This window comes from Paraburkholderia strydomiana (assembly GCF_031456815.1).
Taxonomy (GTDB): Bacteria; Pseudomonadota; Gammaproteobacteria; order Burkholderiales; family Burkholderiaceae; genus Paraburkholderia; species Paraburkholderia caledonica.
Window position 1 is genome coordinate 205,382 of the sequence record NZ_JAVDVL010000001.1, and the last position, 17,855, is coordinate 223,236.

The 17,855-nt window shown below is 63.1% G+C and carries 17 protein-coding genes; 7 read left to right on the top strand and 10 right to left on the bottom strand.

Annotated elements, in window-relative coordinates:
* Window positions 1–44 precede the first annotated feature (44 nt).
* On the bottom strand, window positions 45–1,730 hold the full coding sequence (locus tag J2W46_RS00925; RefSeq protein ID WP_020067852.1) for an ATP-dependent DNA ligase: 1,686 nt from the start codon (window positions 1,728–1,730) through the stop codon (window positions 45–47).
* Complete coding sequence (locus J2W46_RS00930) at window positions 1,727–2,890, bottom strand: ligase-associated DNA damage response exonuclease (RefSeq protein WP_310350538.1); 1,164 nt, start codon at window positions 2,888–2,890, stop codon at window positions 1,727–1,729. The genes J2W46_RS00925 and J2W46_RS00930 overlap by 4 nt, the downstream gene beginning before the upstream one ends.
* Before the next feature lie 143 nt (window positions 2,891–3,033).
* Between J2W46_RS00930 and J2W46_RS00935 the strand changes: the two genes are divergently transcribed.
* From J2W46_RS00935 to J2W46_RS00955, 5 genes are all read left to right on the top strand, one after another.
* Window positions 3,034–3,936 (top strand): YihY/virulence factor BrkB family protein, encoded by a 903-nt coding sequence (locus J2W46_RS00935; protein WP_020067854.1) that lies wholly within the window; start codon window positions 3,034–3,036, stop codon window positions 3,934–3,936.
* 136 nt (window positions 3,937–4,072) lie between these two features.
* Window positions 4,073–4,876, top strand: coding sequence for an alpha/beta fold hydrolase (locus tag J2W46_RS00940; protein WP_310350540.1), 804 nt, complete (start codon window positions 4,073–4,075; stop codon window positions 4,874–4,876).
* Window positions 4,877–4,880: 4 nt separating this feature from the next.
* Window positions 4,881–7,214, top strand: coding sequence for a PAS domain S-box protein (locus J2W46_RS00945; RefSeq protein WP_087754823.1), 2,334 nt, complete (start codon window positions 4,881–4,883; stop codon window positions 7,212–7,214).
* Between the two features lie 8 nt (window positions 7,215–7,222).
* Window positions 7,223–8,299: a cell division protein ZapE gene (zapE, locus tag J2W46_RS00950; protein WP_310350543.1), complete on the top strand. Its 1,077-nt coding sequence runs from the start codon at window positions 7,223–7,225 to the stop codon at window positions 8,297–8,299.
* A 239-nt stretch (window positions 8,300–8,538) separates the two neighbouring features.
* Window positions 8,539–9,624, top strand: coding sequence for a hypothetical protein (locus tag J2W46_RS00955; RefSeq protein ID WP_310350544.1), 1,086 nt, complete (start codon window positions 8,539–8,541; stop codon window positions 9,622–9,624).
* 127 nt (window positions 9,625–9,751) lie between these two features.
* Here J2W46_RS00955 and tkt read toward each other — a convergent pair whose 3' ends face one another.
* The 4 genes from tkt to J2W46_RS00975 form a co-directional block, all read right to left on the bottom strand.
* Entirely contained in the window at window positions 9,752–11,836 is a 2,085-nt protein-coding gene (tkt, locus tag J2W46_RS00960; protein WP_310350545.1) for a transketolase, read from the bottom strand.
* Window positions 11,837–12,033: 197 nt separating this feature from the next.
* Window positions 12,034–12,579, bottom strand: a complete 546-nt coding sequence (locus tag J2W46_RS00965) for a cupin domain-containing protein (RefSeq protein ID WP_310350548.1) — start codon at window positions 12,577–12,579, stop codon at window positions 12,034–12,036.
* Between the two features lie 211 nt (window positions 12,580–12,790).
* A complete protein-coding gene (locus J2W46_RS00970) occupies window positions 12,791–12,961 on the bottom strand; it encodes a hypothetical protein (protein WP_020067861.1) in 171 nt (56 codons plus the stop codon).
* Between the two features lie 27 nt (window positions 12,962–12,988).
* Window positions 12,989–13,249 carry a hypothetical protein gene (locus tag J2W46_RS00975; RefSeq protein ID WP_020067862.1) on the bottom strand — a complete coding sequence of 87 codons (261 nt, stop codon included), beginning with the start codon at window positions 13,247–13,249 and terminating at the stop codon, window positions 12,989–12,991.
* A gap of 187 nt (window positions 13,250–13,436) precedes the next feature.
* Between J2W46_RS00975 and J2W46_RS00980 the strand changes: the two genes are divergently transcribed.
* On the top strand, window positions 13,437–13,673 hold the full coding sequence (locus J2W46_RS00980; RefSeq protein WP_310350549.1) for a hypothetical protein: 237 nt from the start codon (window positions 13,437–13,439) through the stop codon (window positions 13,671–13,673).
* A gap of 20 nt (window positions 13,674–13,693) precedes the next feature.
* Here the strand turns inward: J2W46_RS00980 and J2W46_RS00985 are convergent, their stop codons facing one another.
* Window positions 13,694–13,939, bottom strand: coding sequence for a DUF6723 family protein (locus J2W46_RS00985; protein ID WP_020067864.1), 246 nt, complete (start codon window positions 13,937–13,939; stop codon window positions 13,694–13,696).
* Between the two features lie 189 nt (window positions 13,940–14,128).
* Between J2W46_RS00985 and J2W46_RS00990 the strand changes: the two genes are divergently transcribed.
* Window positions 14,129–14,341 (top strand): hypothetical protein, encoded by a 213-nt coding sequence (locus J2W46_RS00990; protein ID WP_310350551.1) that lies wholly within the window; start codon window positions 14,129–14,131, stop codon window positions 14,339–14,341.
* Window positions 14,342–14,363: 22 nt separating this feature from the next.
* On the opposite strand, the gene J2W46_RS00995 is transcribed toward J2W46_RS00990, so the two are convergent.
* From J2W46_RS00995 to J2W46_RS01005, 3 genes are read right to left on the bottom strand one after another with little or no spacing between them, the layout of a single operon-like run.
* Window positions 14,364–15,680 (bottom strand): c-type cytochrome, encoded by a 1,317-nt coding sequence (locus J2W46_RS00995; RefSeq protein WP_374726794.1) that lies wholly within the window; start codon window positions 15,678–15,680, stop codon window positions 14,364–14,366.
* Window positions 15,681–15,682: 2 nt separating this feature from the next.
* The gene (locus J2W46_RS01000) at window positions 15,683–17,305 is read right to left on the bottom strand and encodes a GMC family oxidoreductase (protein WP_020067867.1); all 1,623 of its coding nucleotides are present in this window, start codon (window positions 17,303–17,305) and stop codon (window positions 15,683–15,685) included.
* A 3-nt stretch (window positions 17,306–17,308) separates the two neighbouring features.
* The gene (locus tag J2W46_RS01005; RefSeq protein ID WP_088173701.1) at window positions 17,309–17,758 is read right to left on the bottom strand and encodes a sugar dehydrogenase complex small subunit; all 450 of its coding nucleotides are present in this window, start codon (window positions 17,756–17,758) and stop codon (window positions 17,309–17,311) included.
* Between the last annotated feature and the right edge of the window lie 97 nt (window positions 17,759–17,855).

Below are 17,855 nucleotides of genomic sequence, written 5' to 3' on the forward strand. Positions count from 1 at the left end.
TACGGATTCGTTGCGTGTCTGTTGCTTATGCGCCACCGCGGCAGTCAGGCCGCGCGATCGTCGATGAAACCCTTGAGCATCGCGAGCGTATCCGCGTCGTCGATATGCTTGTCGGTGCGCCAGCGCAGCATGCGAGGGAATCGCACGGCCACGCCGGACTTGTGACGCGTGCTCGCCTGAATGCCCTCGAAGCCGATTTCGAATACGAGCGTCGGCGTCACGCTGCGCACCGGCCCGAACTTCTCGATCGTAGTCTTGCGTACGATGGCGTCAACCTGGCGCATTTCCTCATCGGTAAGACCCGAATACGCCTTGGCGAACGGCACCAAAGTGCGCACGCCATTGGCTTCGTCCCACACCGCGAACGTGAAATCAGTGTATAGGCTCGCACGTCTGCCGTGTCCGCGCTGCGCGTAAACCAGTACGGCGTCGATTGCATACGGATCGATCTTCCACTTCCACCATGTGCCCGAAGCTTTCGTGCGGCCAACTCCGTACATCGACTCGCGCTCCTTCACCATGAAGCCCTCGACACCCCGCGCGCGGCTCTCTTCGCGTAGCGCTGCCAACGCGCGCCAGTCGGCTCCGGACACCTGCGGCGATACACGAAGCAAGTCGCCCGAAAGCGTGCCGTCGAGCGATGCAGCCAACGCATCAAGACGCGCGCGCCGTTCGGCCAGCGGCGTCATTCGCAAGTCTTCGCCGTGCGCTTCCAGCAGATCGTAAGCAAGCAGCGCGGCGGGTGAATCGGCGAGGATCTTCTTCGTCAGGGTCTTTCGTGCGATGCGCGGTTGAAGGCGCGCGAACGGCAACGGCGCGGCGGCGCCCGGCTCCCAGGCAAGGATTTCGCCGTCTATCACAAAACCGTCGGGCAAGGCCTCGCCCAGCGCGGCCACTTCCGGAAACCGGTCGGTGATCAGATCCTCGCCGCGGGACCACAACCACACACGGCCGCCGCGTTTGACGAGTTGCGCGCGTATGCCGTCCCACTTCCATTCGATCAGCCAGCGCGACGGATCGCCAAGCGTCTCGGGATCGGTCTGCAACGGATGCGCGAGAAAGAACGGATAAGGCAGGCCCAGATCGCTGTCGTGCCGATCCGCAGATTGCTGCTCGCCCGCGTTGCCGGCGTCGGGCGCGTCGGGTGCGATGAGACGCAGATAACGCGCGGCGTCCGGCTTCTGCCGCGAATCGGTCCATCCGACCATGCGCTGTGCAATCCGCTTATGATCGACTCCGGCGACCTGTGCGAGCGCACGCACCACCAACTGCCGCGCCACGCCGACGCGAAAGCCCCCACCAATCAGCTTCGTGAGAAGAAAGCGCTCGCCCCAATCCAGTTCGTCCCAATAGCTGAACAAACGTGTGCGCAACTCCTCAGGCGCAAGACCGCGCAACGTCAGCACACGCTGCTCGATCCATTGCGTGAGGCCGAGTTCGGAACTGCGCTGCGCGGGCGGCAGAATATGCGCGATGGTCTCCGCAAGATCGCCGACTGCGTGATACGACTCTTCGAAAAGCCACGCGGGCAATCCCGCGCGTTCGCGGGCGAATTCGGTCAAAAGACGCGTGGGCACCGATTGCCGCGGCTTGCCGCCGGCCAGGAAATACGACGCCCACGCGGCGTCTTCGGGTTCCGCTACGGCGAAGTAACTCGTCAGCGCTTCGAGTTTGTCGTGCGTGGACGTCGTCGCGTCGAGCGCGGTGTAAAGAGCAGCGAAGCGCTTCATGAACGGCTCGCGGCATCGTCGAACTCATGCACGGGCGCAACATCGCCTGGCGGGAGCGGCGCATTGCCCGGCACGGCCTCGTCGCCGCCCAATGCATCCGCTTCGACCGTATCGTCGCCGTATTGGGTCACGAAGGCGCCTGCATCCAGTCCCTGCTCGCGCAGCCAGCGCACCATCGGTTCGACCGAGCCGTGTGTGACGATCACGCGGCCCGCGCCGGTCGCGCCAATCGCCGTTTGCAGCGCCGGCCAATCCGCATGATCGGAAAGCACGAACCCACGATCGACGCCGCGCCTGCGGCGCGCGCCGCGCAAGCGCATCCAGCCCGACGCGAACGCGTCGCTATAGTCGCCGAAACGCTTGAGCCACGCGCTGCCTTGTGCGGACGGCGGCGCAACGATCAGCGCCTGGCTGAACGCCGCCTTGTCCTTGAGTGCAATCTCGCTGACGAGACGTACTCGCGGCAACCGCACGCCCGCCTCGCGATAAGCCCGATTGAGCGGTTCGACCGCCCCATGACAGAAGATCGGGCCGATGCCCGCGTCGACGCTTGCCAGCACGCGTTGCGCCTTGCCGAACGAATAACAGAACAGCACGGACGCGCGCCCTTGCGCCGCGTTATGGCGCCACCATGAATCGACGCCGTCGAATATGGTTTGCGGTGCGTCCCAGCGGTAGATCGGCAGACCGAAAGTCGACTCGGTGATGAATGTATCGCAGCGCACGGGCTCGAATGCGTCGCAGGTCGGATCGGGGTCGAGTTTGTAATCGCCGGATGCGACCCACACGCGCCCGCGGTGCTCGATGCGCAATTGCGCGGACCCGAGCACATGTCCGGCGGGATGCAGGGACACGGTCACTCCATTGATATCGAGCCGTTCGCCGTATGCAAGCGTTTGCAGCGAAATGTCAGGCAGGCGCGACAGCAGCACGTTTGCGCCCGCGCGCGACGCAAGATAACGCCGATGCCCGAAGCGGGCGTGATCGGAGTGCGCATGCGTGATCACCGCGCGCTCGACGGGCCGCCAGGGATCGATATGGAAGTCGCCGGGCGGACAATACAGACCCTCGGGCCGCGCGATAACGAGGTCCCCGGAGTCCGCATTTTCCGGTGCGATGTTCGATGAGCTGGATGTGTTCGAGGTCGATTCGGATGCCATGTTGCACCTCGACAGCAAGGCGTATTCCTGCACACTTTTCTTCGCGGTCGCGATGCGCGTGGCGGCTTTCTTGCTTAACCTATGCAGAAGCGCACCGGCATGCGCCGTCCGTCGGCGGCCCGCCACGCGCATGGCGAGGCCCCATGTACTCCATCATCGATCAACGCACACTCAATGTCGCGAAGCATCCGGGCAGATTCCTCCTCGAAACGATGAAGGCGTTCCGTGCCAATCAGGGTTTGCTGCTCGCCGGCGCGGTCGCGTACTACGCGTTGCTTTCCATCGTGCCGCTGATGATCCTCATTGTCATCGCGCTGTCCCGCATCGTGCCGCAACACATTCTGCTTCCGGCGCTGGGGCACTTGCTGCAGTGGCTCGTGCCGGGCCAGTCCGCAGCACTCGTACGTGAGCTTGCCAACTTTCTCGCTCACCGTGCGGTGATCGGCTGGGTGCTGTTCGTGACGATGCTGTTCTTCAGTTCGCTCGCATTCACGGTACTCGAAAACGCGATGTCGCTGATCTTCGTACACCGTGTGGTCATACGGCGGCGGCATTTTCTACTCTCGGCGCTGCTGCCCTACTGTTACATCCTGTTCCTCGGCGTCGGCGCGTTGATCGTCACGCTCGTGTCGAGCGGGTTGGAGGCCGTGGGCGCCGAAGGCATCGACCTGTTCGGGCTGCATGTGTCGCTGCAGGGCGCTTCGCGCGTTCTGCTGTATCTGCTGGGTCTGGCCGGCGAAGTCTTTCTGCTGACGTCGATCTATATGGTCATGCCGGTTGGACGGCCATCGCTCAAGCATGCGCTGTTCGGCGGCATCGTCGCTGCGCTGTTGTGGGAGATCACACGGCATGTGCTGGTCTGGTACTTCGCGACGCTTTCACAGGTCAGCGTGGTGTATGGTTCGCTCACCATGGCGATCGTCATTCTCTTCAGTCTGGAATGGCTCGCCACGTTGCTGCTTTTCGGCGCACAGGTGATTGCACAATACGAGCGCTTCGGCATCGAGCCGCAGAACGCGCCAAAGCAGCCGATAAAGACCGGATGAAACCTTCAGGCCGCAGCGCGGCGAATCGGCGCGGACGTGCAGTGGCGGCGCCGCCGCGAGACTGCGGTAACATTCTGTCGGAGGCCGGACCGAGCGCACCCGCCGCTTCTATCCCGGCACGCTCCAGGACTCGACAATGAGCATCATCCAGCGCAACAACGTGAATATTTCCGGGCGCGGCGCGAGCACCATGGTGTTCGCGCACGGCTTCGGCTGCGACCAGAGCATGTGGCGCCGCCTCGCACCGTCGTTCCATGACGACTACCGCATCGTGCTGTTCGATCACGTGGGCAGCGGCTCGTCGGACCTCGCCGCATACGACGTCGACAAATACGATTCGCTGCACGGCTACGCGCGCGATCTGATCGAAATCGTCCGCGAAGTGTCCGACGGGCCGGTCGTGTTCGTCGGCCATTCGGTGAGTTGCATGATCGGCCTGCTCGCCGCGCTCGAAGCACCGCAACTTTTTTCCGCTCAGGCGATGGTGACTCCCTCGCCCTGCTATGTGAACGACGGCGATTACATCGGCGGCTTCACGCGCGAGGACATCGACGACCTGCTGCTCACGCTCGAGCACAACTACCTCGGCTGGTCCAGCGCAATGGCACCCGCTATCATGGGCGTGCCAGATCAGCCGGAACTCGGCGCTGAATTAATTAACAGCTTTTGCCGGACCGATCCGCGGATCGCCGCTCAGTTTGCACGTGTCACGTTTCTCTCCGATCATCGCGGTGTGCTGCCTTTGAACGTCACGCCCACGCTCATTCTGCAAGCAAGCGAAGACGTCGTCGCGCCGCGCGCGGTCGGCGAGTACATGCATCGCACGATGCGTAACAGCACGCTTCGCGTCGTCGAGAATAATGGACACTGTCCGCACGTAAGCGCGCCTGTCGCCACTGCGGAGGCCATCAGCGCTTTCCTGCGGACGACCCCAACTTAACGCAATGCAAAGTACCGACCGCCACTTGCCGCTCGCCGATGCGTTGTTCGAGCACGCCGCCTGCGGCCTCGTCGTGACCGATACCGACGGGCGCATCGTGCGCGCCAACGCAACGTTTTGCGAATGGATCGGCTATGGCGCCGCAGAGCTTACGAGCGGCATCAGCCTTCAGGACCTGCTGACAACGGGCGGCAAGGTCTTTTATCAGACGCATTGGGCGCCGCTGCTGCAAATGCAGGGCTCTGTCGCCGAGGTCAAGCTGAGCATGCTGCATCGCGACGGCCACACGGTGCCGACATTGCTCAATGCAGTGCGCCGCGTGCACGGCGACCAGAGCTACATCGAAGTCGCAGTGCTCATCGTCGCCGATCGTCATAAGTACGAGCAGGAACTCGTGCTCGCACGGCGTAATGCGGAGGCTTCGGTGGCCGCGCATCAGCGGGCACAACGGGAATTGCAGGAAAGCCGCGACGTATTGAGTCTGGCCATGCGCGGCGCGCGCATGGGCGCGTGGTCACACGAACCGAAGACCGGCAAGTTCTGGTGGAGCCGCGAACTGGAAGCGCTCGCGGGTTACGCCGAAGGACGCCTCGCCATTACAACGCGCGGTTTTTTCGAACTGATTCATCCGGGCGATCTGCTTGCGCTCAACGAAGCCGTCGATCATGCGGTGCGAACTCGCGACGACTACGTCGCCGAATTCCGCTTCCTGCATGCAAGCGGCGACTGGTGCTGGATGGAAGGCCGCGGCCGCGCCACTTACGACGAGCGTGGCGAGCCGCTGACGGTCTACGGGCTCGGCATCGACATTACCGAACGCAAGCAGGCGCAGACGGTGCTGCTACGCCAGGCCGCGATCTTCGAGCACTTGAGCGATGCAATCGTGATCACCGATCTGCGCGGCAACATCACCGACTTCAATGTCGGCGGCGAACGCATGCTCGGTTACCGGCTGCGCGAAATTCTCGGCAAGCACGTCTCGATCTTTCATCCGCCAGAAGATGCGCTGCGCATTCGACGCGAAGTTTTCGCGAGTCTTGGCGCGTACGGCACATGGCGCGGCGAGTTGCCGTTCGTGCGGCGCGACGGTTCGCGCGGCGTTTGCGAAACCGTGGTCAAACCGCTCGCCAACGAGCGCGGCGACATCTACGGCGCGGTGAGCATCAATCGCGACATTACCGAGCGGCGGCATGCCGAGCAGCAACTCACGCGGCTTAACGCGGAGCTTTCCAACGCGGATCGCCGCAAGGACGAATTCCTCGCGACGCTTGCGCATGAGCTACGCAATCCGCTTGCGCCGATGCGCAACGTCCTCGAAATTCTGCGTGCGAAAGAATTCAGCGATCCGCAACTGAACTGGTCGCGCGACGTGTTCTCCCGTCAATTGCAGCACATGACCCATCTTGTCGACGATCTGCTCGAGGTCTCGCGTATTACCCAAGGCAAACTGGAACTGCGCAAGCAGCGGCTCGAACTCGCGCGCGCGATGCAATCCGCGGTGGAAGCCGCGCGTGCAATCGTGCAGGCGTCCGACCATCGTCTGAGCGTGACGCTATCTCCCGAGCCGCTTTTTCTCGATGCGGACCCTACCCGCCTTTCGCAGATGATCCTCAATCTGCTGAACAACGCAGCGAAATACACGCCGCCGGGCGGCAGCATTTCGCTCACCGCACATCGCGAAGGCAACCAGGCCGTGATTGCGGTGCGCGATTCGGGCATCGGCATTCCTCGCGAACATCTGAACAGCGTCTTCGAAATGTTCTCGCAACTCGCACCCGCGCTCGATCGCTCTCAAGGCGGACTCGGCATTGGGCTCGCCCTCGTGCGCGGTCTGGCGGAATTGCACGGCGGCACAGTCGCGGCATTCAGCAACGGGCCCGGCGCCGGCAGCGAATTCGTGATCCGGCTGCCGCTGTCCAGTTCCGCCGATGCGCCCGCTGACAGCACGGAACCCGACAAGCCGCCGGCCGCCGGACTGCGGATCGTGATTGTCGACGACAATGCGGACGCCGCCGACAGCCTCGCAATGGTGCTCGAACTGGAGGGTCACCAGGTGCGCACGGCAAGCGACGGAGTCGCGGGACTTGCGGTGATCGCCGAATTCGCCCCACAGGCGGTCATTCTCGACATCGGTCTGCCGCTCCTGAACGGCTATGAAGTCGCTCGACGGGTTCGCAACGACTATCCGGACGCCGGCATCCGCCTGATTGCGGTAACGGGCTGGGGGCAACAGCAGGACAAGCAGACAGCGGTGGAAGCCGGCTTCGATCATCACTTCACGAAGCCGGTGGACCCGAGTGAACTGCAGCGCGTGCTCAGCGGACATCAGGTCAAATGAGCGCGCGCATGTTCGAGGAAGCGGAGATTACCAGCAGTCTCGCCGCGCGCGGCATCGTGCCGGATGCGAGGCAGCGCGATGCAATCGCGGCGCTCTCCGCATTGGCTGGGTCCACAGCCAGCCGCGTCGAATCGCGTTATCAAGGCGTGTATTGCCATGGACTGCCTGGACGCGGCAAAAGTCTCGTGGTCGATACCGCGTTCGAAATCGCGGATTGCCGCAAGCGGCGCCTGCATTTTCACGAGTTTCTCCGCGAGATGAATCAACGCCTCGTGAACGAACCGCGTGGCGACGACAGGCTCGGCTCCGTATCGATGCAATGGCTCGACGGCATTGAGTTGCTATGCTTCGACGAATTCCACGTGCACGATATCGCGGACGCGTTCCTGATGGGCCGCTTTCTCGACACGGCGATCAAGCTCGGCACGCGCATCATGCTGACGTCGAACTATGCGCCCGACGGCCTTTTATCCGACCCCGAGTTTCACGAGCGTTTCCTGCCCACCATCGAGCAGATCAAGCGGCATTTCCGCGTGATCCATTTCGACGGCGCGCGTGACTATCGGTTCGGCGGCGAACAGCATGACACGCCGCACTTCTTCGCCCCGCTCGATGCGGCCGCTCACGACGCGCTGCGTGAAATCTTCCTGCGTTACGACAGCAGCGGCGCATTCGAATCGACGAAGATCAGTGCCGCGGGACGTCCGCTTGCGGCACACGCGGTGGGCGCGGCGCTGCTGTGGGCCGACTTCGAATCACTATGTGTGGCAAGCCGTTCGCACCTCGACTATCTGGACCTCGCCGAGCGATGGCATGGACTCATAGTCGATAATTTACATACTGAATGGCTCACGAAAGCGCACACGTTGCAGCGGCTCGTGTGGCTGGTCGACATTCTTTACGACCGCAAGCGTGCGCTTTTCATCGCATCGGACGAGCCGATTCATGAGGCCTTGCGAGGACTCGAAGGCGCACATGATCTATCGAGAACGCTGAGTCGGCTCGCGGAGATGCAATCGCGCGCTTATCGCAGCACGCTCGAAGAAGCGACGGACGCGTCCGCCGCAACTGCGCCCGAGCGCTAGTTCAGCGGGTTTGGCTATGCGCAAAGCGCGGCTGCAAATCTTGCAAAGACTGTGCTCGTTCGCGTCATTCGCCTAACCGGTTCGCGAAGCGTTCCTCACCGCGTAGTGCCGCAAATCGCGCCGTGCAGCCTTGACGACACCCTTCTTCACGCACGCACGCCACGCGTCCGGGAATGCGGCATGCTACCGCCGTTGCGCACTCATTCTTCAGCGGATATGCACTCCGCCCTTTTGCCGACATGATCAGAACCGCTTCGGTCGCCGCCGCGCTTTGCGCGGCATGTCTTTCCTCCGCCTGCGTGCATATCGGACCCTCGCGCCTGAAAGCCGATCAGGTCGACTATGCGCGAGCACTCGGCGACGCGAAGAAACGCGAGATTCTTGCGGCCGTGGTCGGCCTCCGTTATGGCGACGCGCCTGCGTTTCTGACCGTCAGCAGCATCATTGCCGCCTATACGTTCGACGCGAGCGGCGGCGCAACCGCTAACGCGGGCTCCGGCAGCCAGCCGAACTACGCACTCGCCACCGGCAGCGTGTCGTATTCGAATCACCCTACCTTCACGTTCACGCCGACGACCGGCGAAGCGTTTGCCTCCGCTTACATCCGGCCGCTCGCGCCTGCACTCGTGCTGCCGCTCGCCGAAGGCGGCATTCCTATCGACCTGCTGTTGCGCATCACCGCGCAATCGGTGGGAGGCTTGCAGAACGGCAATGCGCTCGGCGGAGAAAACAGCGCGGGCGCGCCCGGCTTTTTCGAGTTGCTGCGTTCGCTGCGCCGCCTGCAACTCGCAGGCGAGTTGAACGTCGAGTCGCGCAACGTGGGCACCAAAAATGAGCAGATGAGCGTGTTTCTGGTGATGGGAGCAACCACGAGCGGCGAGTCGCCGCAAACGGCGGCCGATCTGGCCCGCGTGCGCAAGTTGCTGCATCTGTCGTCGAAAACGCGCAGCTATGAAATCGTCTACGGGCCTTCTTCCGCATGGCAGAAAGCGGACAAGATTCCGATGGTGACGCGCTCGGTGCTCGGCATCCTGACCGATCTCGGTGCACAGGTGCAGGTGCCCGTCGAGCGGATAGCAGACGGGTCGACGAAGCCGACCGTGGGCCTGATCGGCGGAGAAACGAGACCGACGATCATCATTCACTCGGGCGAGAGCGCGCCCGACAATGCGTACGTGATGATTCCGTACGGGACGTCGTCATACTGGGTCGATCGCAACGACTTCGACTCGAAATACGCATTCACGGTCGTGCAAAACCTGATGGCGCTCGCCGAGGCAGATACCAGCAGCAAAGCGCCCGTTGTGACGATTCCGGCGAATTGAATTGAACTGAAGCGGGTTGGACGCGGCGGTTTGCGCCGTCTCACAGTCAGCGCTGACGCTCGATAAAAAGCCGGCGGTTTTCATACCGCCGGCTTTTTTCGCTGCTGCTCAGGTTACAGCTTACGCACTACTCCTGGCTGCGCTTTCCCTGTACCCGCGCGATCTGCTGCTTCGCCGCTTCATAAACATGCTCGGGCGTGAAGCCGAATTTCTTCTTCAGATCGGAAAGCGGCGCGGACGCGCCGAACGTGTGCATCACCACTTGCGCGCCAAGCCGGCCGACGTATCGGTCCCAGCCCAGCGAGGCCGCCTGCTCGACGGCCACGCGCGCATCGATGTCGGGCGGAAGCACCGCGTCCTGATAGGCTTCGTCCTGCCGCTCGAACAGATCCCATGACGGCATCGACACCACTCGCGCGGCAATGCCCTCGCTCTTCAGTTTCTCGTACGCGTCGACGCAGATCGACAACTCGCTGCCCGTCGCGAGCAGAATGACTTGCGGCTTCTGTCCGTCGGGCGCATCGGCGAGCACATAGGCGCCCTTCTTCACACCCTCGGCGGATGCATAACGGCTGCGGTCTAGAGTCGGCAGCGCCTGCCGCGACACGACGATGCACGAAGGACGCCGCTTTTGCGTGACTGCGACTCGCCACGCTTCGGCTACTTCGTTTGCATCGCCCGGACGCAGCACCGTTAAGCCGGGAACGCCGCGCAGCGACGCCAATTGCTCGATAGGCTGGTGCGTCGGGCCATCTTCGCCGACGCCGATCGAATCGTGCGTGAACACATAGATCGACTCCACTTCCATGATCGCCGACAGGCGGATCGGCGGCTTCATGTAGTCGCTGAAAATCAGGAATGTCGAACCGAACGGCCGCAAGTTGGATAACGCGAGGCCGTTGACCACCGCGCCCATTCCATGCTCGCGAATGCCGAAATGCAGATTGCGGCCGCCGTAATTGTCATACTCGAAACTGCCCGCGCCCTCGAATTTCAGATTCGTTTTCGTGGATGGCGCGAGGTCGGCCGCGCCGCCGAGCATCCACGGAACGCGCGCGGCAATCGCGTTGAGCACCTTGCCCGACGACTCGCGTGACGCCATGCCTTTGGCGTCCGCGTCGAAAGTCGGAATGTCGCGGTCCCAGCCAACCGGCAAATCATGCGCCTCGATCAGCGCGAATTCGCGCGACAGTTCGGGATATTGCTTGCTGTAGGCGTCGTACTTCGCCTGCCATTCGGCGCGCGCCGCCTTGCCGCGCGCGCCGATGCCCGCGGCGAAACGTTCGTGCACGCCTTCGGGCACGTAGAAGAATTTATCTTCCGGCCAGCCGTAAAACTTTTTAGTGAGCGCGACTTCCTCGACGCCGAGCGCCTCGCCGTGCGCCGCTGACGTGTCCTGCTTGTTGGGTGCGCCCCAGCCGATGATGCTGTTTACCACGATCAGCGTCGGTCTGTCGGTAATGCTTTTTGCTTCGACGAATGCGGCTTCCAGCGCGGCGGCGTCGTTCGCATCGTTCACATGCAGCGTATGCCAGTTGTAACCGCGGAAGCGGCTTTCGACATCGTCGCTATAGGCGAGATCGGTATGTCCTTCGATCGTCACGCGATTGCTGTCGTAGATCCAGATCAGATTGGACAGCTTCAGATGGCCCGCGAGCGAGGCCGCTTCGTGCGAGATGCCTTCCATCATGTCGCCGTCGCCGCACAGCGCGTAGACGCGGTAGTCGAAGAGCGGCGCGTCCGGCTTGTTGAAGCGGTTCTCGTACCAGCGGGCCGCCATCGCCATGCCGACGCTATTGCCGAGGCCCTGGCCGAGCGGACCTGTCGTGGTTTCGACGCCGGTCGTCATCCTGTATTCAGGGTGGCCCGGCGTCTTGCTGTCGATCTGGCGGAAACGCTCGATGTCTTCCAGCGAAACGGCGGGCTTGCCGGTCGGCTTGCCCTCTTCGTCCACTGCCTTCACGTTCGCCAGATGCAGCAGCGAATACAGCAGCATCGACGCATGCCCGACCGACAGCACGAAGCGGTCGCGATTGGGCCACAACGGCTCGTCCGGGTCGTAGCGCAAATGGTTCTGCCACAAATGGTAGGCGACCGGCGCGAGCGCCATTGGCGTGCCGGGGTGGCCTGAATTGGCCTTCTGGACAGCGTCCATCGACAGCGTGCGGATCGTATTGATGCACAACTGATCGAGGGCGGGATCGTTTTGCATGGGACACTCCTTGTTCGGCCGTTGGAAACATTGCCGGCGCGCGCTGCCGCGACGTCGCCGGCAAGCGGTGTTCAGGGGAAACAACGCATGAAGAGCTCAGCAAGCCTCATGGATGATGCGCCGATGCGCGCAAATCTGCACGCTGCGTGACATCGGGCTGGTTGCTGGAACTCTGTCGGACGTGCCGACGGGCGCGGCTAGGCCGCGTTCAGCCAATGCTCGCAAAGGGGGCCATGCTTGCCGTCCACAGGATCCATCTTCGGGAACGGCAGCGCATGCATTGCGGCAAGCTCCTGCGGGGTCAGCGCTTCGCGGCGGATATCCCACTGCTGGCCCGCGGGATAGGCCCCCACCACGCGGAAGCGGCCTTCGAACGATTGCAGGCAATGGCCGGTGCCGGCGGGCAGCAGCAGGACGTCGCCCGCGGACACGCTGACCACCTTGCCGCCCGGACCGCCGACTATCACATCCGCGGAACCGTCTGCGACGCCGAGCACTTCGTGCGCGGTCGAGTGAAAGTGGTGGTAGTCGAAGATGCCGTCGCGCCACTGCGGCGGCCATTCGTTGCGTGCGAACAGCAGTTCGAACGCCTTGGCGAGGTCGCCGATCGCGGGGTCCACTGCCTGCCTGTAGATCACGACCGGCAGCTTGCTGTTATTCGGTACCCAGTCGTGCGGTTCGAGCATGAAGGCTTCGTACTCGGTCTGCGCTGCGTCGAATCCGTGCTTCGAATGTTCCTGCATGGTTGGCTCCTGTGGGTAGCGGGGCGCGTCCGGCGTGCGTGTGCCGGAGGGCGCGATATTGCAGCGCCGCATAAAGCGCGCCCGCTCCGCGGCATGTCGCTGCCCGGGTTGATCCCACGACGCATTCAACTCGCACGAAGCTGCCGCGACGGGCGGCAGCCACGCCTTGGCCCGGCGATCACACCATCACAGCGACGCTCGAGCAAACCGCTCAACCGCCGCCAATGCCCTGCAGCACTTTGCCGGTGCCGCCACACACGGTGCACTGTACTTCCTCTACCTTGCCGGTTCCCTTGCATGCCGGGCAGATATCTTCGCCGACGCCGGGCGCGTCGGGGGGCGCTTCATCGCCGGGGTTCAGGGGTTGGTTGTCCTGTTGCATATGTCTCTCCGTTCGCTGTTGACCGCATCAGTTCTTGTGCGACGCGCGGCCGCCGCCGCCCGCAGGCTCGCCGTGCGTGCCGGTGCCGAGCGGCACCTCGGCGGTCTGCTCGGGACGTTCGTTCGAGCGCGGTGGATTGGTTTGCTTGTCGACTCCGGTCTGCACGACCGGTTCGATGCCGAGGGGACTCGGCTCCACGTACTGCGCGCCGCTCGGCTTGTTGCGTTCTTTCACTTCCGGCGAAACCTCGGGAGCGCCGGAATTCTCGCTGGGTGTGTCAGGCTGCATATCGCTCTCCTTTTATCGGCTACCTCGTGATTGCAGCAACATACGGACCCTGCCGGACTGCATCGGACCGCACCCCGAGGGGCGTCCCGTTACGGCTCGCAAGCGCCGCGGACATCGGTAAAGTGGGCACGTGCATTGCGTCGCCAGAACTGAAGCTTCGGTTCATTTTTGTAAAAAGGAGCACTTCATGACAGTGACGACAATTCGCATCTCCGACACGGAAGTTCAGGTCGAGCGAACGCTATACACCTTCGCGCAAAAGAGCGATGCCGACGCGTTCGCGCAGTGCGTAGTGAACGATTCGATAGACACCTGCTATCGCAGTCATCCGCCGCTCTCGGCGCGGCCCACCGTACCCAACGAACATCCGGACGATCCGAATCGCGGCAGCACGATCTCGCCGTCGCTCGGTGGCATGCCTTGACGAGCGCACACGCGCCGCAGTCAACGTTCCGGCGATTTGCGGTCGGCCGCGACGATCTGCTTGCCATACTCGATGGCGGCACGGCGCGCCTGGTCGGCCGTCTCGTACGGTCCGATTTCCGGCGCGCCGTCGAACGGAAAAAGAATCCTTCGATCCGCTCTGCGGACGACCTTCAGTCCACCTACGTAACGGCCGTCGCCTGTTCCGTGATAGCTGGCGAAAATCTCGAATTCGTCGTCAGCAACGTCGGCCTTATGTCGCGCCATTTGTGTATTCCCTATCCCTGTCGATGCTCGATGAGCACCCCACGCTTAACCGCGCAATGCCTGGTGCATTGCGCGATGAAACACAGCAATGGCCGTTCCACACGCGAAAGGCACTACGCAAAGGGCGACTGGGGTCAAAGGGACATGCGCGTTGCACGCAATGATCAGAGAGAAAAGTTGGAGGTAACGATGGCCGGTTCAAGCTCGCACGATGGGGCGGCGTTCGTCATGCATACGCCGATGCCGCCCGAGGTCGACCCGGAGGCGCCGCCGCCTCCGAACATCGATCCCGATCCACCCGCGACGCCCGACGACGACCCAGGCGGGCTGCCGCCGGCCGCGCCGGAGGGCGACCCGCCTGCGAAGCCGCCGCCAATGCGTGCCTCGTCACGGCTCGCGTGACGAGGCGGTCATTGAGCGGTGCTCAGCGTAGCCGGGCGACGTCCTTCTCGCTCACGCGCTGGGCTGCGGGGTTGCCGAACTGCGTCGTCACGTAGTTCGTGAGCGCGGCAATCTGCGCGTCGTTCAGTTGTGCGGCGAAGGCCGGCATGCCGACGTCGTTGCCTGCGGCTTTGCGTTGCACGCCGTGCAGAATGACCTGCATCAGGTTGCCAGGATTCGACGCACCCACCGTCGAGTTGTGCAGCAACGGCGGATAGTAGCCGTCCGGTGTGCCCTTGCCGCTCGCCTGGTGACAGGTCGCGCAGTTGCCCAGATAGAGCCGCGCGGGATCGAGCGTGCCGTCGTTCATCGCAACGCCTCGCAGGCGCGCCACGTCCGTCGACGGTTTGCCCCACGCGCTGCGCGAGCGCGAACCGCTCTGAGCGCCGCCGTCGTTGACCGGCGGCACCGTGCGCACATACGTCGCGATGGCGCCGATGTCGGCGTCGCTCATCTTCGAGAAGCTGTGCTCGACCGCCTCGGCCATTGGCCCCGCTGCCTGTGCCAGTCCGGGCACGCTGCCCGTTTGCAGATACTGCACGAGCTGCGTATGGCTCCATCCGCCAATGCCGCTATCGGGCGACGACGTGATGTTGTAGCCGTCCCAATCCGCGAGCACCGAGCCGCCGAGGAAGCCGCTGCCGGTTTCATCGAGCGCCTGCTCCTGCATCGCAAAGCCTCGCGGCGTGTGGCATGTGCTGCAATGCGCAAGCCCCTGCACGAGATACGCACCACGGTTCCACTCGGCGCTCTGTTGAGGCTTCGCCTGATATGGGCCACTCTTCAGGAACATCCAGTTCCATACGGTGAGCGGCCAGCGCATGTTGAGCGGCCATGCAATGTCGCTCGCGCGCGTAGCCTGCTGCACCGGCGCCACGCCGTAGCGAAAGTACGCGTATAGCGCCTTCACGTCGCCGTCGCTGACCTTCGCGTAGGAGACATACGGCATCGCCGGGTACAGGTTATGGCCGTCCTTCGACACGCCCTTGCGCAGCGCGCGGTCGAAGTCTTCGAGCGACCAGGTGCCGATACCCGTTTGCGGGTCGGGCGTGATGTTGCTCGAATAGATCGTGCCGAGCATCGGCACCTTGAGCGGCAGGCCGCCCGCGAACGGCTTGCCTTTCGCGGTGGTGTGACACGCCATGCAATCGCCGGCGGTGGCGAGATATTCGCCGCGTTTGATCAACGCCGCGTCGTTGCCGTCCACCGCTTTGGCGTCCTGCGCGAATGCGCAAACGGGGAGCGCCGAAGACAGCGCGAAGGCGCCGGCCAGCATCCAGAAAAAAGTCTTCTTCAACACGTTCACACTTCCTTCTTCAACTGGTCGGCCATGCGCAGTGCCAGCGCGGCAATGGTCAGCGTCACATTCACGGTGCCGACGGTCGGCATCGTCGCGCTGCTCGAAATGAACAGATTCGGGTGGTCGAACGTGCGGCAATGCTTGTCGACCACGGAATCGCGCGGATCGCTGCCCATGATCGTCGCGCCCGTGATGTGGTTGTTCGGCGCGAATTCGTCGTCAAACCGGATGTCGCTGCCGCCCAGTACCTTCGCCGCGTTCGCATAGACTTCGCGGGTGTGCGCGGCGCCGCGCTTCACGTAGTCGTCGATGCGATAAGTGATCTCGGGCCGCGCAATGCCGATCGCGTCGGTCTCGGTGCGGCTCGGCACGATGCGGTTTTCCGGTTGCGGCAGAATTTCATGGAAGCAGTCGAACTCGACGAAGCGCGCCGAGCGGTCGCGAATCTGCGCATCGAGCTCGGCGGGCTTGATGAGCTTGCCTTGCTTGAAGATTTTTTGGGTTTCCTGATCGACTCGCGACATGTTCGACAGGTGGATCTTCTTGGCCGCTTCCGTCGCGCGGAACGCGCCGTCGCGAAAGCCGATCAGCGAGGTCATTTCCTGCGGGCCGCGCCCCGGCCACAGTTTTTCGTCAGCGTAGAACGTGACGCCCGTGCCCGGATGGTCCATCAGGTTACGACCTACCATGTCGGAGCTGTTGCCGACGCCGTTCGGAAAGTCGTGGCTCTGCGACATCAGCATGATCTTCGGCGTCTCGATGCCGTTCGCGGCGAGCACGAAATACTTGCCTTCCACGCGATGCTCGTTGCCCTGCGCGTCTTTGTACAGGGCCGCCGTGATGCGCTTGTCCGTGCCGACTTCGAGTTTGTAGACCACCGCATTGGCGATCAGCCTGGCCCCGGCCTGCTCCGCTTTTTCAACGTGCACGATGCCGTTGTACATCGCACCGATCGGGCAAATCGGCATGCAGTTGTTATTGCCGCAGCAGGTCGGGCGGCCATCGTACGGACGGCTGTTGCGCGCGACCGGTTCCGTCACGACGTGATAGCGCGAGTCGAAAGCATTGAGCTTGCTTTTGATGGTCTGCTCGTTGTACGACAGCGGCAGCGGCGCCATCGGATAAGGCTGGCTGCGCGGCGAGCCGAGTTCTTCGTCAGTCGGGCCCCACACGCCGAGTTCTTCTTCGGCACGCTGGTAATACGGCTCCAGTTCCTCGTATTGCATCGGCCAGTCGCGGCCCACGCCATAGACGGTCTTCATCCTGAAGTCGTTCGGCATGAAGCGCCATGCCGATGCGGCCCAGTGCCATGTCGTGCCGCCGACCGCGCGAATGTACTGCGAGTTGAATTTATGCTCGCCCTTGAGGATCAGATAGTTGTTGGGCGGATAGTACTCAGGGTGCGGTGCCCATTTGCTCGGCGGATACGGCGCCATGAAATCCATCTTGTCCGCCTGATTGCGAAAGCGCTCGACGATCTCCCAGCGCGGCATGCGCGGCCCGGCTTCGAGCAGGATCACGGACTTGCCGGCCTGCGCCAGCTGATGCGCGACGATCGCCCCGGCGACCCCCGACCCGACCACGACGATATCGGCTTGCTCAGTGCTCTGTTGTTTATCGGCCATGGCTTATGCTTGCCTCTCGACGGGTTTTGCAGCCCAGAAGCCGGGCTTGTTCGGGCAATACGAGCGGATGATCAGCGTGTCGGATACCACGCCGAACATCAGCGCCTGCTCATAGGTAATGACGACGTCATCGACGGTGCCGAGATACCACGCTTCCATGATCTTCAGCGCAAGCGCCTGTTGAGCGGCATCGGCGGAACCGGCGGCGAGCGCGCCCGCGAGCTTCGGCAATTGCTGCGCGAGTTCGGGCGTGGACTTCTGCAGCGCGGCAAAGAGCCGGGTGCCGACGTCGCGATCGAGCGCGGACTTTTCGGTCAGCGATTGCGACAACGTCATGAAGGTGTCGATGGGAGCGGACGACGAGTCGTCGGCCAGTGCCTTGAGCGTGAGCGAGCCGGTCAGGCCCGCAGCCGTCAACGCGAGCGCGCCCTGCAGCCAGCGGCGGCGCGTCATGGTAGACGGCTCACCGCTCGCGGCGCGCTCGCCGAGAGAGTCTTGTGGAGTCAATGTTCTTATCCCTTGTGAGGCGTGGTTCAAAACTTGTTGATGC

Coding starts and splice junctions, on each gene's coding strand:
- J2W46_RS00990 (WP_310350551.1), top strand. CDS start 14,129: ATGGCCGGTTCAAGCTCGCACGATGGGGCGGCGTTCGTCATGCATACG.
- J2W46_RS01005 (WP_088173701.1), bottom strand. CDS start 17,758: ATGACGCGCCGCCGCTGGCTGCAGGGCGCGCTCGCGTTGACGGCTGCG.
- J2W46_RS00935 (WP_020067854.1), top strand. CDS start 3,034: ATGTACTCCATCATCGATCAACGCACACTCAATGTCGCGAAGCATCCG.
- J2W46_RS00955 (WP_310350544.1), top strand. CDS start 8,539: ATGATCAGAACCGCTTCGGTCGCCGCCGCGCTTTGCGCGGCATGTCTT.
- J2W46_RS00975 (WP_020067862.1), bottom strand. CDS start 13,249: ATGCAGCCTGACACACCCAGCGAGAATTCCGGCGCTCCCGAGGTTTCG.
- zapE (WP_310350543.1), top strand. CDS start 7,223: ATGTTCGAGGAAGCGGAGATTACCAGCAGTCTCGCCGCGCGCGGCATC.
- J2W46_RS00970 (WP_020067861.1), bottom strand. CDS start 12,961: ATGCAACAGGACAACCAACCCCTGAACCCCGGCGATGAAGCGCCCCCC.
- J2W46_RS00940 (WP_310350540.1), top strand. CDS start 4,073: ATGAGCATCATCCAGCGCAACAACGTGAATATTTCCGGGCGCGGCGCG.
- J2W46_RS00945 (WP_087754823.1), top strand. CDS start 4,881: ATGCAAAGTACCGACCGCCACTTGCCGCTCGCCGATGCGTTGTTCGAG.
- J2W46_RS00985 (WP_020067864.1), bottom strand. CDS start 13,939: ATGGCGCGACATAAGGCCGACGTTGCTGACGACGAATTCGAGATTTTC.
- J2W46_RS00930 (WP_310350538.1), bottom strand. CDS start 2,890: ATGGCATCCGAATCGACCTCGAACACATCCAGCTCATCGAACATCGCA.
- J2W46_RS01000 (WP_020067867.1), bottom strand. CDS start 17,305: ATGGCCGATAAACAACAGAGCACTGAGCAAGCCGATATCGTCGTGGTC.
- tkt (WP_310350545.1), bottom strand. CDS start 11,836: ATGCAAAACGATCCCGCCCTCGATCAGTTGTGCATCAATACGATCCGC.
- J2W46_RS00925 (WP_020067852.1), bottom strand. CDS start 1,730: ATGAAGCGCTTCGCTGCTCTTTACACCGCGCTCGACGCGACGACGTCC.
- J2W46_RS00965 (WP_310350548.1), bottom strand. CDS start 12,579: ATGCAGGAACATTCGAAGCACGGATTCGACGCAGCGCAGACCGAGTAC.
- J2W46_RS00980 (WP_310350549.1), top strand. CDS start 13,437: ATGACAGTGACGACAATTCGCATCTCCGACACGGAAGTTCAGGTCGAG.